Annotated in this window: 10 protein-coding genes; 6 read left to right on the top strand and 4 right to left on the bottom strand. The window is 72.9% G+C overall.

The window, feature by feature from the left end; all coding sequences use genetic code 11:
• Nucleotides 1-45 precede the first annotated feature (45 nt).
• The gene (locus WQ56_RS12055; protein WP_047137361.1) at nucleotides 46-618 is read right to left on the bottom strand and encodes a Dps family protein; all 573 of its coding nucleotides are present in this window, start codon (nucleotides 616-618) and stop codon (nucleotides 46-48) included.
• An 89-nt stretch (nucleotides 619-707) separates the two neighbouring features.
• On the opposite strand from WQ56_RS12055, the gene WQ56_RS12050 reads away from it, so the two are divergent.
• Nucleotides 708-4,823 carry a DUF3418 domain-containing protein gene (locus WQ56_RS12050; protein ID WP_052772992.1) on the top strand — a complete coding sequence of 1,372 codons (4,116 nt, stop codon included), beginning with the start codon at nucleotides 708-710 and terminating at the stop codon, nucleotides 4,821-4,823.
• Nucleotides 4,824-5,026: 203 nt separating this feature from the next.
• Entirely contained in the window at nucleotides 5,027-5,248 is a 222-nt protein-coding gene (locus tag WQ56_RS18715) for a hypothetical protein (RefSeq protein ID WP_156170524.1), read from the top strand.
• A gap of 273 nt (nucleotides 5,249-5,521) precedes the next feature.
• Here the strand turns inward: WQ56_RS18715 and WQ56_RS12045 are convergent, their stop codons facing one another.
• Nucleotides 5,522-5,986 carry a transposase gene (locus WQ56_RS12045; protein WP_047137360.1) on the bottom strand — a complete coding sequence of 155 codons (465 nt, stop codon included), beginning with the start codon at nucleotides 5,984-5,986 and terminating at the stop codon, nucleotides 5,522-5,524.
• 246 nt (nucleotides 5,987-6,232) lie between these two features.
• Entirely contained in the window at nucleotides 6,233-6,769 is a 537-nt protein-coding gene (locus tag WQ56_RS12040; RefSeq protein WP_047137359.1) for a hypothetical protein, read from the bottom strand.
• Between the two features lie 64 nt (nucleotides 6,770-6,833).
• Between WQ56_RS12040 and WQ56_RS12035 the strand changes: the two genes are divergently transcribed.
• Together WQ56_RS12035 and WQ56_RS12030 are read left to right on the top strand one after the other, a co-directional pair.
• Nucleotides 6,834-8,990 carry a bifunctional (p)ppGpp synthetase/guanosine-3',5'-bis(diphosphate) 3'-pyrophosphohydrolase gene (locus WQ56_RS12035; RefSeq protein ID WP_047137358.1) on the top strand — a complete coding sequence of 719 codons (2,157 nt, stop codon included), beginning with the start codon at nucleotides 6,834-6,836 and terminating at the stop codon, nucleotides 8,988-8,990.
• A gap of 46 nt (nucleotides 8,991-9,036) precedes the next feature.
• A complete protein-coding gene (locus WQ56_RS12030) occupies nucleotides 9,037-10,599 on the top strand; it encodes a hypothetical protein (protein ID WP_052772991.1) in 1,563 nt (520 codons plus the stop codon).
• Here WQ56_RS12030 and WQ56_RS12025 read toward each other — a convergent pair.
• Nucleotides 10,586-12,712: a glycosyltransferase gene (locus WQ56_RS12025; RefSeq protein ID WP_047137357.1), complete on the bottom strand. Its 2,127-nt coding sequence runs from the start codon at nucleotides 12,710-12,712 to the stop codon at nucleotides 10,586-10,588. The two genes, WQ56_RS12030 and WQ56_RS12025, sit on opposite strands and share 14 nt — an antisense overlap.
• A 121-nt stretch (nucleotides 12,713-12,833) precedes the next feature.
• Between WQ56_RS12025 and mrcB the strand changes: the two genes are divergently transcribed.
• On the top strand, nucleotides 12,834-15,335 hold the full coding sequence (mrcB, locus tag WQ56_RS12020; RefSeq protein ID WP_047137356.1) for a penicillin-binding protein 1B: 2,502 nt from the start codon (nucleotides 12,834-12,836) through the stop codon (nucleotides 15,333-15,335).
• The gene (locus WQ56_RS12015) at nucleotides 15,332-15,862 is read left to right on the top strand and encodes a hypothetical protein (protein ID WP_047137355.1); all 531 of its coding nucleotides are present in this window, start codon (nucleotides 15,332-15,334) and stop codon (nucleotides 15,860-15,862) included. Before mrcB ends, WQ56_RS12015 begins: the two co-directional genes overlap by 4 nt.
• Nucleotides 15,863-15,875 lie beyond the last annotated feature (13 nt).

Raw genomic sequence — 15,875 nt, 5'->3', positions numbered from 1 at the left:
GCGATCAAGCAGTCCTGCGGCTTGATCGCGCGCGAACACGCGCTCCTACTGGAGCAGGGAGCGCAGCATCCAGGCGTTCTTCTCGTGGGTCTGCAGGCGCTGGGTCAGCAGGTCCTCGGTCGGATCGTCGTCGGCATCGTCGGCGACCTCGATCGCCTGGCGGGCGCTGCGGCACACCGCCTCGTTGCCCAGCACCAGCTGGCGCACCATCTCGCGCCAGTCGGGCGACTTCTCCAGGCCGGGCTCCTCCTTGATCGAGCTCAGCTCGATGAACTCGGCGTACGAGCCCGGCGCGTTGTAGCCCAGGGCGCGGATGCGCTCGGCGATCTCGTCCAGCGCGTTCCACTGCTCGGTGTACTGGCCCTCGAACATCGCGTGCAGCGCATTGAACATCGGACCGGTGACGTTCCAGTGGAAGTTGTGGGTCTTCAGGTACAGCGTGTAGGCATCGGCGAGGAAGACCGACAGGTGCTGGGCGACCTGCTTGCGATCCTCGTCGTCGATCCCGATATCGATGGCCGGCGCGGTCGAGCGCGCATCGGGCGACGCCACGGCGGGCGCGACCGCCGAACGCTTCGGGCTGGACTTGGACGCGGATTTGGTTTTGGCCTTGGCCATGGTCGACGACTCCTGTGGGATGGGATTGCGGCCACAATACGCGGCCTTCGCGAACGAATATGAGACCTGGGAGCGGATTCGCAAGCGTGATGCAGTATTCCAGCGACAACGAGGTGAATGCGGCGTTGAGCCGGGCGCGCGAGACGATCGACGCGGCTTGCGCCCGCGATCGCGGGCCGCTGCTGGGACTGTGGTCTCGGTGGCGGCGCGCGTCCCGCGACGACGCGGCGCGCGAGGCGTTCGCCGCGCGCTTGCAGGCCTCGGTCGCGCAGCGCGAGGCGCGTGCGCGCCGGCTGCCCCGGGCCACGGTCGATCCTGCATTGCCGATCGCCGGCAAGGCCGAGGAGATCGTCGCGTTGATCCGGGCCCACCAGGTCGTGGTGGTGGCCGGCGAGACGGGCTCGGGCAAGACCACGCAGCTGCCCAAGCTGTGCCTGGCCGCAGGGCGCGGCGCGGCGGGCATGATCGGCTGTACCCAGCCGCGGCGCATCGCCGCGCGCACCGTCGCCCGGCGCGTGGCCGAGGAACTGCAGGTGCCGATCGGCGGCGCGGTGGGCTACCAGGTGCGCTTCAACGACAACGTCGGTCCCGAGACCGCGATCAAGTTCATGACCGACGGCATCCTGCTGGCCGAGATCGCGTCCGACCGCTGGCTGTCGGCCTACGACACCCTGATCGTCGACGAGGCGCACGAGCGCAGCCTCAACATCGATTTCCTGCTCGGCTACCTTCGGCAGCTGCTGGCGCGGCGCCCGGACCTGAAGCTGATCGTCACCTCGGCGACGATCGACACCGCGCGCTTCTCGGCGCACTTCGGCGATGCGCCGGTCGTCGACGTCGAGGGGCGCGGCTATCCGGTCGAGGTGCGCTACCGGCCGCTTGGCGAAGCGCCGGCATCGGCGACGTCCGCGGCCGGGACGACCGGGGCGCCGGGCGGGCAGGCGAAAGCCGACGCCGACCCCGATGTGTCGGTGCTCGACGGCATCCTCGCGGCCTGCGACGAGATCATGGGCGAGCGCGGCACCGGCGACACGCTGATCTTCCTGCCCGGCGAGCGCGAGATCCGCGACGCGCACCAGGCGCTCGAACGCCGCAGGTACCGGCACACCGAGATCCTGCCGCTGTATGCGCGGCTGTCGGCGCGCGACCAGGACCGGGTGTTCAATCCCGGCCCGCTGCGGCGCATCGTGCTGGCCACCAACGTCGCCGAGACCTCGCTGACCGTGCCGCGTATCCATTACGTGGTCGATCCGGGCTTGGCGCGCGTCAAGCGCTACAGCCCGCGGCAGAAGCTCGACCGTCTGCACATCGAGCCGATCAGCCAGGCCAGTGCCGACCAGCGCAAGGGGCGCTGCGGTCGCATCGCGCCGGGCGTCTGCTTCCGCCTGTTCTCCGAGGCGGACTTCGCCGCGCGGCCGCGCTTCACCGACCCCGAGATCCGGCGTGCGGCGCTGGCCGGGGTGATCCTGCGGATGCTCTCGCTGGGGCTGGGCGGCGACGGCGAGCCGCGCGGCCGGCGCGGCCGGCGGGGCGGGGACGATGCGCGCCCGGCCGGCGGCGATCCGATCGCGGACTTCCCGTTTGTCGAGCCGCCCGATCCGCGTGCGGTCGCCGACGGCTGGCAGCAGCTGAGCGAACTGGGTGCGATCGATGCGGCACGCCGGTTGACCGCGCATGGCCGCACGATGGCGCGGCTGCCGATCGACGCCAAGCTGGCGCGCATGCTGGTCGCGGCGGACCACCATGGCTGTCTGCACGAGATGCTTGCGATCGCGTCGTTCCTGGGCATCCAGGACCCGCGCGAGCGGCCGGCCGACCAGCGCGCGGCGGCCGATGCCGCGCATGCGACGTTCGCCGATCCGCGCTCGGAGTTCGCCGGCATCGTCCGGCTCTGGGACGCCTACCGGCAGGCGCACGAGGACCTGACCCAGTCGCAACTGCGCAAGTGGTGCGACCGGCATTTCCTCGGGTTTCTGCGCATGCGCGAGTGGCGCGAGCTGCACCGGCAGCTCAAGCTGCAATGCGAGGACCTGGGCTGGAAGGTCGGCGCGCCGCCGGACGCGCCCGATGGCGACGCGGCCAAGGGCGCGCGGACGCACGGACCGTCGCGCGCCGACGTCGCGCTGCACCGCGCGCTGATCGCGGGCCTGCCGACGCAGATCGGCCACCGTGCCGATCCCGCGGGCGGCGGGCGCCATACGGGCCAATACGAGGGACCGCGCGGCCGCCGCTTCCAGCTGTTTCCCGGCTCGCCGCTGGCGAAGAAGCCGCCGCCGTGGGTGCTGTCGGCGACGCTGCTCGACACCGAGAAGGTCTGGGCGCTCACCAATGCCGGGATCGAGCCCGACTGGGTGATCGCCGAGCTCGGCCACCTGCTGTCGCGGCGCCATCACGACCCGCGCTGGTCGCGCGCGCAGGGGCGGGTGATCGCCAGTGAGCAGATCTCGCTTTTCGGCCTCGTGCTCGCGCCGAAGAAGCCGGTGGACTATGGCCGTCTCCATCCCGACGAGGCGCGCGCGCTGTTCCTGCGCGACGGCCTGGCGACCGGGGAGATCGACCTGCGCGCGGGCTTCCTCGAACGCAACCTGCGCACGCTGGCGCAGGCGCGCGAGGAGGAGGCCAAGCTGCGCCGCAGCGGGTTGGTCGTCGACGAGGACTGGATGGCGCAGTGGTACGCGCAGCGCCTCCCGGCCGACGTGCTGTCGGCGCAGGCGCTCGATGCCTGGTATCGCAAGGCGCCGGAAGCCGCCAGACGCGCGCTCGAGTGGAGCCGCGACGATCTTCTGGTCGCCGATGGCGTCGACGCCGAGCTGTTCCCGGCCTTCATCGCGCTGGGCGACGCGCGGCTCGCGGTGTCGTACCGGTTCGAGCCGGGCGCGCCCGACGACGGCATGACGGTCTCGGTCCCGCTGCACCTGCTCAACGCGATCGACCCGGCGCGGCTGTCGTGGCTGGCGCCGGGCTTCGTCGAGGACAAGGCGGCTGCGCTGATCCGCAGCCTGCCGAAGGCGCTGCGCCGCAACTTCGTGCCCGCGCCCGATTTCGCGCGCGCGTTCGCGCAGGCCTGGCGCGAGGGCGATGCGGACGCGTTCGCGGGTACGTTGGCGCGTTTTCTGAAGAAGCTCAGCGGCGTGGAGATCGCGGCGGTCGACTTCGACGAGACGGCGCTCGAACCGCACCTGCGCGCGAACCTGCGGCTGGTCGACGTGGGACGCGACCGCAAGGCGCGGACCGTACTGGCCGAGTCGCGCGACCTCGACGCGTTGCGTGCGCGCTTCGGCGAGCGTGCGGCGCGCGCGTTCGCCGCCCACGCCGCCGACGGCCTGCAGCAGCACGGCCTGACGACGTTCCCGGACACGCCGGTCCCTGTGTCGATCGCCGGGGCCGGCGGGCTGCCGGCGTATCCGGCGCTGCAGGACGACGGTGAGAGCGTCTCGCTGGCCGTGCACGCCGACGCGGCGCATGCGCGGCGGCTGCATCCGCAGGGGGTGCGCCGCCTGCTGCGCATCGCGCTGGCCGATCGCGTACGCCAGGCACGCAAGCAACTGCCGGTGGCGCCGAAGACGGCGCTGCTGTACGCGGCGATCGAATCCAGCGCGCCGCGCGCGGCTGACAAACCGGGCGACCGGCTGCGCGAGGACCTGGTCGAGGGCGCGCTCGCCGCACTGCTCGACGACGGCCTGGAGGCGATCCGCGATACCGATGCGTTCGCCGCGCATCGCGACGCGGTCGGCAAGGCCCTGTTCGGTGAGGCGATGGCGCGACTGCGGCGCGCCGAGGCGATCCTCGACCTCGTCGCCGAGATCCGCGGCCGGCTGGATTCGAAGCTGATGGGCTGGGCGCGCGCGAATCTCGACGACATGCAGGCCCAGCTCGCCGCGCTGGCGCCGCCAGGCTTCCTGCGCGACGTGCCCGCGGACGCGCTGGCCGAGTACCCGCGCTGGTTGCGCGCGCTGTCGCTGCGCGCCGAGCGCGCGCTGCGCGACCCGCAGCGCGACCAGCAGCGCATGCTCGACGTCAAGCCGTTCGTCGACGCGCTGCTCGACGCCGCCGCCCGCGGACGGGCCGACGATGCGCAGTGGCAGGCGCTGCGCTGGGACATCGAGGAACTGCGCGTTTCGCTGTTCGCGCAGGAACTGGGTGCGAAGGGCGGGGTGTCGGCGAAGAAGCTCGCGACGCGGGTCGCGGCGTTGCGCTCTGGATGATGCGGTCGGCGCGTTCGTGTCTCATCGATGTTTTAAAGCTATTCAATGCTGCGTCGCAGTCCGAAACAGGGGCTGGGTCGTCGCTGATTCGTACTGCTAGACTGAGCCGCGGCCTCGGCGGATTTGCCGCCTCCACCCCGAGTCGCTGCTGATCGAAGGAAAGTGCGGCACCTGAGCAGCATTCACTTCAAGGAGAGATAAGTATGAAGATGTCCGCTCGCTGGATTCCGATTGCGTTTATCGTAATTTGCCTGGGTCTGACAGGTTCTGCTCTCGCTGCGCCGGCCACGCCCTGCACGGCAGAGAACGAAAGCGCTACCGAGTTCGTCCCGAACCGCAACGGTGGTGCCATCTATCAGTGCATCAACGGCAGATGGGAGCGGATTGCCGTCTGCGGCAATAACGGACAGTGTATCTATCTCTAACCATGTACCCGGCCGCTCCGTGAAGGGGCGGTCGGGTGGATACCGCGCATATTATGAGGGCTTCCAGGTTCATCTCGACGATCCGTTCGAGTTCATGAGCGCGAAGTTTCGATTCTCGTTGGTAGTCGGACGCGATCCTTAACCGGCGGCTGCAAATCCCATCGGTGCGCAGCAGTTGCACCGCAGCGTCTTCGGCGCGGGATGCCAGATGCGTTAACCGCTGGTGCAACGGGCACTGGTTGATCCGTCCCGGGTGCTTGACTGAAACGCGATCTACAACCCTGTCACGGTATCGATGTCGCGCGCCCACCAGTGCGCGTGGTCGCGCAGGCGCTCGACCAGGCCGGTGCGGAGCGGCTGGGCGACGAGGTCGCGCACCTGGTCGGCCAGGTCGTCGTCCCGGCGCAGCCTGCGGTCGGCGTAGCCCGGCTGCCAGATCGACCCGGCGCCGCGGGCGCGGCCGCGGATCGCACAGGCGCTCTGCGACTTGAAGGTCTGCATGACCTGTCCGAGCATCGGTGCGCGCAGTTCGAATAGCCAATGCAGCTGATCGGGCAGCAGGACCCAGGCCTGCGACCGCAGCCAGCCGTGCCGTTCGCAGGCCTCGATCTCGTGGCGGACGATCCGGGCGTAGAGCGGATCCTGCAGCCAGGGCACGCGGCCGTACGTGGTGGCGGTGACGACGTACAGCGCCCCTTGGACGGAATGACGGCCGATCTGAAGTCGTGGACTTGCCATGCCGACAGCGTGCCTCGTGCATCGCGGCACGGGCATCGGGCATCGCCGCGCGGTCCTTCGGAACATGCCGCGCGGATAAGTCGAGGATCGCCGCGATGCCGACGCGTCGATGCGTGCGCCCACGGGCGCGCAAGTCGCCCGCGGGCGGGCCTATAGGCACCCGACCCGGAAAGCACGGCGCACGGCCCAGCGGGCCCGGCCCCCACCCCGGCCGCGGTGGGGTGGACACCGCGCCGGAACGTCCGGTCAGCGGACGCGTTCGACCTTGGCCTGGGTGTTGTAGCCGTCGACCTTCAGCCACCAGGCGCCGAGCATGCCCGGTCGGACGCGCACGCCGACGTCGGTGCCGCGGGCACCCGACAGCGTCGCGCCGTCGACCTGGCGCCAGACCTGGCCATTGGCGAGCGTGTACTGGCGGCCCTGGGCGAAGCCCTGGAACGCGCCGACGATCGTGCTCTCCACCGGCTCGCGCGCCGGTGCGGCAGCCGGCAGGCCGGTGGCGGCTGCCGCGGCTTCGCGCCGGCCTTCCTCACGGGCCTGCGCGATGCGCGCCTCGACGTCCGCACCGGAGGTGCCGGTCGTGCCGGAAGCGACGGTCGCGGCACCGGCCTGGCGGGCCAGCCACGCGTTGAGCCGGTCGAGTTCGGCGTCGTCGAGCTTGCCGAGCCCGGCGGCGCGGAATTCCGCGGCACTCATCCGGTCCTCGATCCGGGGCTGCTGCGCGAACGCGGGCAGGGCGGCCGCCAGCGCGGCGGCGATCAGGACGCTGTGGACTGCACGCATGCTCTGTTCCTCGGACGGGGTCGCGGGCTAGTGTAGACGCTCCTGCGACCGTCCCGAACACGCCATGCCCGAGCCTGCCGGCCCGCTGCCGGATCGCCTGCTGGCGCTGCCTTCCACGGCCGCGCTGGGGCCGGACCTGCGCACCGCGCTGCGCGAGATCGGCGCGGTCGCCGACGGCACGGTGGAGCTCGACGATGCGGTGCTGCAGGACACGCTCGCGTCGCTGGCGCTGCTGGGCGCCGACGGCGACGTGGTCGCGTCGGCGATCGCCGATGCGGTCCCGGGCTGGCGCGACCCGATGCGCGCGCGCGTGCCGGCGCTGGCGCCGCTGCTCGACGGGCTGCGCGCCGCCCACCAGGTCTGGTCGCTGCACGCCGAGCGCGTGGGCAGCGGCAATCCGGAAGGCCTGCGCCGGCTGCTGCTGGCGCTGGTCCGCGATCTGCGCGTGGTGCTCGTGCTGCTGGCCCGGCAACTGGCGCAGATGCGCGCGGCCGTGCGCGCCGACGAAGCGACCCGCCGTGCGCTGGCGCTGCTCACGCGCGACATCCACGCGCCGCTCGCCAACCGGCTGGGCATCTGGCAACTCAAGTGGGAGCTCGAGGACCTCGCCTTCCGCTACCTGCAGCCCGACACCTACCGGCGCATCGCCGGCCTGCTCGACGACAAGCGCGCCGGCCGCGAGCGCTACATCGAGCAGGTGCGCACGCAACTGGGCGAGGCGCTGGCCGCGCAGGACGTGCGCGCCGACGTCGCCGGGCGGCCCAAGCACATCTACAGCATCTGGAAGAAGATGCAGAAGAAGCAGGTGCCGATCGGCGAGCTCTACGACCTGCGCGCGGTGCGCGTGCTCGTCGACGACGTGCCGGCCTGCTACGCGGCGCTGGGCGTCGTGCACGCGCTGTGGACGCCGATCCCCAGCGAGTTCGACGACTACATCGCCCGGCCCAAGAACAACGACTACCGGTCGCTGCACACCGCGGTCGTCGGGCCGGAAGGCAAGACGCTCGAGGTGCAGATCCGCACGCGCGAGATGCACGAGGCGTCCGAGCTCGGCGTTGCCGCACATTGGCGCTACAAGGAGACCGGCGGCTCGCAGCGCGCGCCTGCCGGCAGCGCCGCGCTCGAGCGGCGCATCGAATGGATGCGCCGGCTGCTCGAGGCGCACACCGACGCCGGGCGGGCCGAGGGCCTGGCGGACGCGCTCGACACCGAGCTGGTCGAGGACCGGGTGTTCGTGCTGACGCCCAAGGGCGAGATCATCGACCTGCCGCAGGGCGCGACGCCGCTCGACTTCGCGTACCACGTGCACACGATGGTCGGGCACCGCTGCCGCGGCGCGAAGGTCGACGGCCGGATCGTCCCGCTCGACACCGTGCTGCGCACCGGCGAACGGGTCGAGATCCTGACCGGCAAGCTGCCCTCGCCCAGACGCGACTGGCTGGTGGCGGCCAATGGCTTCCTCGCCAGCCCGCGTTCGCGCGAGAAGGTGCGCACCTGGTTCCACAAGCTCGACCGCGAGCGCAACGTGCAGGCCGGCCGCGAGCTGCTGGAACGCGACCTGCGTCGGCTGGGCCTGCTGCAGGCGGACCTGGCGCCGGTGCTCGCGCGCTTCAACGTCGCCGGCGTCGACGACCTGTACGTGCTGGTGGCGCTGGGCGATGTCGGGCCGAACCAGATCGGCCGCGCGCTGCTCGAGCTCGAACGCGAGCGCACCGCGCCGGCCGAGCCCGCCGCGCCGACGCTGCCGCTGCGCAAGCCGCGCCGCGCGCCCAAGGCGGCCGACTCGCGCTTCCGCGTGGTCGGCGTCGACAACCTGCTGGTGCAGGTCGCGCGCTGTTGCCGGCCGGTGCCCGGCGAACCGATCGCTGGCTACCTGACGCGCGCGCGCGGCGTGACCGTGCACCGTCGCGACTGCGCCGCATTCCTGCGGCTGTCGGCGGGCCAGCCGCAGCGGGTGCTGCCGGTGGAGTGGGGCGAGAGCGGCGGCGGGCACGAGTCGGACATCGTCGTCGAGGCGGTCGATCGCCGGCACCTGCTCAAGGACCTGAGCAACCTGATCGCGCAGGAGGACGTGCACGTGCTGTCGATCCAGAGCGAGCACCAGCGGCTGGCGCGCGTGCAACTGCGGCTTCGGCTGCGCGTGTCGGACTACGGCCAGCTCGCGCGCCTGCTCGGCAAGCTCGACAGCCTGCCGGGCGTGGAGCTGGCCCGCCGGGCGTGAACGTCCGCGACATCGGCGTTCAGCTTCGTCTCGCATACTGCGCGGCGTGAGCGGCGACGATTCCACGAACGGCATCGGGCCTGCGACCGTCCGGCGCCCCGCGACGGCGCGCAGGCGACGGTCCGCCGCGCCCGGCGCGTCGTGGCGACGTCGCTGGCAGTGGCTCGCGCTGGCCGCCTGCGTCGCCCTGGTGCTGCTGGTGGTGGGGGTCCGGGTGCTGGTCGTCGACCGGTTGTGGCCCGAGACGCGGGTGCAGGGCCTGCTCGACGACGCGGCCAGGGCGATGGCCGAAGGCCGCCTCGATGCCCCGGACGGCACCGGCGCACGCCAACTGTTCGAGGCCGCGCAGGCGCTCGATCCCGACGACGTGCGTCCGCGTGCCGGCCTCTCGGAGGTGGCCGACGCGGCGCTCGCACAGGCCCGGGCGGCGGTCGAGGCACGCCGCTTCGGGCAGGCGCGCGACGCGCTGCGGCTGGCGCAGGCGCTGTCCGCGCCCCGCGATGCGATCGATGCGCTCGATGCACGGCTGCGCGCGCTCGAGGCCGGCGGCGCGGCGCCCGACGTGCTGCTGCGCCAGGCGCAGGCGGCGCAGTCACTGGGGCGCCTCGACGACGGCGCGGACGCCGCACTGCCGCTGTACGCACGCGTGCTTGCGATCGAGCCCGGCAACGGCGATGCGCTGCGCGGCCGCGACGAATCGCTGGCCGCGCTGCTCGCGCGGGCCCGCGCGCGGTTGCGCGAGGGCGACCTGCGCGGCGCGGCGACGCTGGTCGCCGCCGTGCGCGGCTACGACCCCGGCCACGTGGACCTGCCCGACACGCAGGCGCGCATGACCGAGGAGCTCGATGCGCTGCGCCGTCGGGCGGCCCGCCATCTGGACGACGGGCGCATCGAGCGCGCCTTGGCCGAGTGGCGGATCCTGCTCGCGTTCGACCCGGACGACGCCGCGGCGCGGCGCGGCGTACTGGATGCGGGAGCCGCCTACGCGCAGCGCGCCGAGCGCCATGCCCGCGACTTCAACTTCGCCGATGCCGACGCGCAGTTGCGCGAGGCACGGGCGTTGGCGCCCGACAGCGAGGCGGTGCGCGCCGCCGAGCTGCGGATCGAGCGCTCGCGTGCGGCCTATGCCGACCGCGGCGCGCAGTTGCCGCCGCAGGAGCGCCGGCGCCGGGTCGCCGCGCTGCTGCAGCAGGCGGCCGCCGCGCAGGCCCGCGGCGACCTGCTGTCGCCGCCCGGAGACAGCGCCTACGACCGCATCCGCGCCGCCCGTCTGCTCGCGCCGGACGATCCCGCGGTCGCGCGCGCCTCGGCGCGCCTGTTGCCCGGTGCGCGGCAATGCTTCGATGCGGGCCTGCGGGCCAACAACCTCGCGCGCGCGCATGCCTGCCTCGATGCCCGCATCGCGCTGGGCGAGGGCGAGCCGGCGACCCGCGAGGCACGCCGGCGGCTGGCGCAGCGCTGGTTGGCGATCGGCGACGAGCGCCTGGGGGCGGGCAATCTCGCCGGTGCGGACGCGGCGCTGTCGTCGGCACGTGCGATCGACCCGGCCGTGCCCGGGCATGCCGAGTTCGCGCAGCGGTTGCGGACCGCCTCGCTCAGCGGGGAGTGAGCGGCGGCGCGGTCGCGTCGTCGTCGAAGAACACGGTGCGCACGGTCCGGCGTGCGGCGTCGAGCGAGAAATGCCGGCGGACGTTGTCCAGGCCGTGGGTGGCCAGCCGGTTCCACAGCGCCTCGTCGTCGTACAGGCGCACGACCGCCGCGGCGAATGCGTCGGCGTCGTCGGCCAGCAGCACGTCGTGTCCGTCGCGCAGCTGCATGCCCTCGGCCGCGCACGCGGTGGCGACCACCGGCTGGCCGTTCGCCATGCTCAGGTTGACCTTGCCCTTGACGCCCGCGCCGAAGCGCAGCGGGGCGACCGCGATGCGGCAGCCGTCCATGTACGGCGCGATGTCGGGGACGTGGCCGTGGATCTCGACGCCCTCTACCCGGCCCAGCGCGGCGATCGCGTCGTCGACGTGATCGCCGATGCAGTGGAACCGCAGCTGCGGCAGGTGCGCGCGGATCTTGGGGAACACCTTGCCGACGAACCACTTGACCGCGTCGACGTTGGGCGGGTGGCGGAAACCGCCGACGAAGACCAGGCCGCGCCGCTGCGCGAACGGCAGGCCGGGGCCCGCGATCTCGTGCAGGTTCGACAGCAGCGCGACCTGCGCCTGCGGCGCGTCGTGCGCGAGCAGCGCGACCTCGCTCGGACTCACGACCAGCGTCGTGTCGCAGTGCCCGACGACGTCGAGCTCCTGTTCGCGCGTGCGTTCGGCGGCGCGGCGCAGCGCGGCGTCGCCCGACACCTGCGCGCCGCGCAGCTCGCGCACGTAGTGCAGATCGATGGTGTCGAAGATCACGCGCGCCTGCGGCGCGTGCCGGCGGACCAGCGGAAGGAATTCGCGCGCGATGTAGTGCCTGCACAGCATCACGCGCGAAAAGCGTGCCCCATGCGTACGCAGCCACTGCGCGGTGCTGCCGGTATGCGGCGTGTACCAGACCTCGACGCCGCTCGCCTGCAGCGCCTGCGTCGCCGCGCCCACGTGGCGCCGGTCGGCCGGCAGGAACACCACGTGCGCCCCGGCCTCGCGCAGCAGCCGCATCAGGTTGACCAGGCGCAGCGAGGCCGAGTCGCGGTCCGGCATTGGTGTCACGCTGTCGACGATCAGCACCTGCGGCACGCCGGGCCGCGGCAGCCGGCCGGCGGCCACAGGGTCGGCCGGGCGCTGCGCCAGCACGTGCGCCCAGCGCGCGGCGAACACCGGCTGGTTGCGCGCCTGCGCCGCCTTCATGCCCTGCGACAGGTCGGTCCCCGCGCTCGCCCCTTCCAGGTGCACGACGCAGGCCTCGGGCTGCACCAGCACGCGCAGCCCGGCCTCGCGCACGCGCAGCGCGAGATCCGCGTCCTCGTAGTAGGCCGGCGCGTAGCGCGCGTCGAACCCGCCCAGGCGCGCGAACAGTGCGCGCGGCAGCATCAGCGCCGCGCCCGACACGTAGTCGACGTCTGCGCGGTAGCGCAGCTGGGGATGCATGGGGTCGGCGAACCGGCCGCGGTTCTCGCCGCGCCCGTCGCGCACGAGCATCGTCCCCGCCTCCTGCAGCCGGCCATCGGGATAGCGCAGCTGCGCGCCGACGATGCCGGCATCGGGTTCGCGCGCGAACGTGGCGAGCATCGCGTCGAGCCAGCCGGGCTGCGGCACCGTGTCGTTGTTGAGGAACAGCAGGTAGCGGCCGCGCGCCAGGGCTGCGCCTGCGTTGCAGGCGCCGATGAAGCCCGCGTTGATCGGCAGCGCGTGCAGCCGCAGCCCGCCGATGCGGGCCAGCGTCGCCGCGCTGTCGTCCGGGCTGGCATCGTCGACGACGACGATCTCGATCGCGGCCTGCGGCGGATGCGCGGCGATCGCGCGCAGGCAGGCCAGGGTCTGTGGCAGGTGCCCGTACACCGGCACGACGATCGACACCGCCGGCGTCGCGTGCGCCGGCACGTCGAACGGTGCGAACGGACGCAGGTCCGCCGCGAGCAGCGGCCGCTGCGCGCGCGGTGCGGACAGGCCGAACTGCGCGCCCACCCGCTGCCAGGTCGCGCGCGGCCCGCGCATGCGCAGGCTCGCGAGCCCGCGTCGGAACAGGCCGAGCGCGCGGACCAGCCGGAAACGCGCATCGGCCAGGGAAAACGACATGCGTCGGAACTCCAGCTGACTGATCGGGAGGCGGCCCGATCCCGCCCCGGGGCGCTGGGATAGACTGCCCGGCGCTATTGTGGCACCCACTTCGACCCGCCGCCGCGGGTGCAGGACATCCATGGCCCGGATCGATTACGAAGACGACGACGATCTCGACGACGCACCGCCACCGCCGGCCTGGCGCCGCCGCGTCGTCACCTGGATGCTGGCGCTGGTCGGCCTGGGCCTCGGGTTCCTGATTCCCTATACGCTGTATCTCAATCATCAGGTCGGCGAGCGCTTCGGCGCGCTGCGCTGGCAGATGCCCACGCGGGTGTATGCGCGGCCGCTGCAGCTGGCGCAGGGCGTGGCGATGAACGCCGCGACGCTGAAGACCGAACTGGCCGCGGCCGGGTATCGCGAGGGCGACGGCGTCAAGCCGGGCACCTACGCCACCGAGGGTGCGCGCTGGACGATCTCCAGCCGCGGCTTCCGCGACGTCGACGGCGTCGTCGCGCCCGCGCGCGTGCAGGTCTCGCTGTCCGAAGGCCGCGTGTCGCGCCTGCACAACGGCGACGGACGTGCGATCGAGGCCGCGCGGCTCGACCCGGCGCGCATCGCCACGCTCTACGGACAGCGGCAGGAGGAACGTCGCCTGGTCCGCGTGCAGGAGGTCCCGCAGCTGCTCACCGATACGCTGCAGGCCGTCGAGGACAAGGACTTCGCCCACCACCACGGCATCGACCTGAGCGGCATGGCGCGCGCGGCGCTGGTGAACCTGCGCGCCGGCGAGGCGCGCCAGGGCGCCAGCACGCTGACCCAGCAGCTCGCGCGCAGCGGCCTGCTGGGCATCGGGCGCGAACAGACCTACACGCGCAAGTTCAACGAGGTCCTCTATGCGCTGCTGATCGAGGCGCGCTACGACAAGGGCGCGATCCTGGAGGCCTACCTCAACCAGGTGTATCTGGGCCAGCGCGGCGCGCAGGCGATCCACGGCGTGGCCGCCGGTGCCGAGTTCTGGTTCGGCCGCCGCCTCGACGACCTGGAGACCGAGCAGGTCGCGTTGCTGGTCGGCATCATCCGCGGCCCGTCGTACTACGATCCGCGGCGCCAGCCCGAGCGCGCGCAGGCGCGGCGCGACTTCGTGCTGGGCAAGATGCGCGAAAGCGGCCTCATCGACCAGGCCGCGTACGACCGCGCGCTGGCGCGCCCGCTGGGCGTGACCGACACGCCCGGCAGCATCGCGGCCAACCGCTTTCCCGCCTACGTCGACCTGATCCGCCGCCAGCTCGCCAACGACTATCCGGCCGGCGCGCTGCAGGGCGCCGGCCTGTCGGTGATGAGCGCGATGGCGCCGTCGGCCCAGGCCTATGCCGAGGGCGCGACGGTGCGCACGCTCAAGGACCTGGGCACGCGTCGACGCCCGGAGCTGCAGGCCGGCCTGGTGCTCACCGACGTGCACAGCGGCGAGGTCGTCGCCGCGGTCGGCAGCCGCGTGCCCAGCGAGCACGGGTTCAATCGCGCATTCGAGGCGCACCGGCCGGTCGGCTCGCTGCTCAAGCCGTTCGTCTACCTGATCGCGCTCAGCGATCCCACGCGCTATTCGCTGGCCAGCTGGGTCGACGACGCCCCGGTGACGGTCACGCTCGACAACGGCAAGCGCTGGTCGCCCGGCAACTCCGACGGTCGCAGCCACGGTACGGTGCGCCTGATCGACGCGCTCGCCCACTCCTACAACCAGTCCACGGTCCGCGTGGGCATGGACGTCGGGCCGACCGCGCTGGCCGACGTGGTGCACATGCTCACCGGCATCCGCGCCGAGGCCAACCCGGCGCTGATCCTCGGTGCGATGGACCAGAGCCCCTACGCGATGGCCCAGCTGTACCAGTTTCTGGCCTCCGGCGGCGAGGTGCAGACGCTGCGCACCGTGCGCGGCGTCATCGACGAACAGGGGCGCGTGGTCAACCGCTACGACACCCGGCCCAGCCCGGCGCAGCAGAGTGACGCGCTTTCGGCGCGCGTGGTCACGCTGGCGCTGCAGCACGCGGTGACCTCGGGCACCGCGCGCCAACTGGTCAACGACGGCCTGGGACGGCTCAACGCCGCCGGCAAGACCGGCACCAGCAACGACGGCCGCGACAGCTGGTTCGCCGGTTGGACCGGCGACCATCTGGGCGTGGTCTGGGTCGGCAACGACCAGAACGAGCAGACCGGGCTGTACGGCGCGACGGGCGCCATGCGGGTGTGGTCGGGCATCTTCGCGCGGTTGCCCAGCGCGCCGCTCGACGTGGGCAGCGAGGGCCTGGAATGGCAGTGGGTGGCGCAGTCGAACGCGACCGATGCCGACTGCCCCGGCGCACGCCGGTTCGCGTTCGCCGCCGGCTACGCGCCGCCGTACCAGTCGTGCCGCGGCTACTATGACGGCCAACCGACCTACGTCGACGAGAACGGCAACCCTGTCGACGCGAGCGGGGCGCCGATCGAGACCGAGCGGCGCGGCTGGCGCGAGTGGTTCGGCTTCGGCCGTCGCGATCGAGACGATGCGCCGCCGCCGCCGCAACCGCAACCGCAGCTGTCGCCGCCGCCGCAACCGGCGCCCCAGCCTGCGCCCCAGCCGCCTGTCGAGGACCTGCCCCGATGACGTCCATCCTGTTCCGGGCCGCCTGCTGCGCCGCTACGTTCGTGCTCCCCGCGTGCACCACGCAACCGCCCGTCGCGCCGGCGTCCGCCCCGCCGGCGACGACGCTCTCGCCGCAGGCGATGGTCGCGGCGATCCGCGGCGCGAGCGGCGATGGCGACGGCGAGCTCGCGGTGCAGCCGCTGCGCGATCCGATGGTCGAGGACCTGCGCGAACGCGCGGGCGCGCTCGAGGGCCAGGGCGACGTCGCCGGTGCGACGGCTGCGCTGGATCAGGCCCTGGAGATCGTGCACGACGATCCGGCGCTGCTGCAGGAGCGCGCCGAACTGGCGGTCCTGCAGCGCGACTTCCCGCGCGCCGCGGCGCTGGCCGAGCGCGCGCACGCGATCGGCAGCCAGGTCGGCCCGCTGTGCCGCAGGCACTGGATCACGCTCGAGCAGGTCCGGCTCGCATCGGGAGACGCGGACGGCGCCGCGGCCGCGCGTGCGCAGGCCGACGGCTGCCGCGTCGCCGGTCCGCAGCGCTACTGAGCCCGGCCCCGGG

It is taken from the genome of Luteimonas sp. FCS-9, assembly GCF_001014645.1.
Lineage (GTDB): Bacteria > Pseudomonadota > Gammaproteobacteria > Xanthomonadales > Xanthomonadaceae > Luteimonas.
The sequence above is the reverse complement of the archived record's forward strand: the minus strand, read 5'-3'. Positions and strand labels throughout refer to the sequence as shown.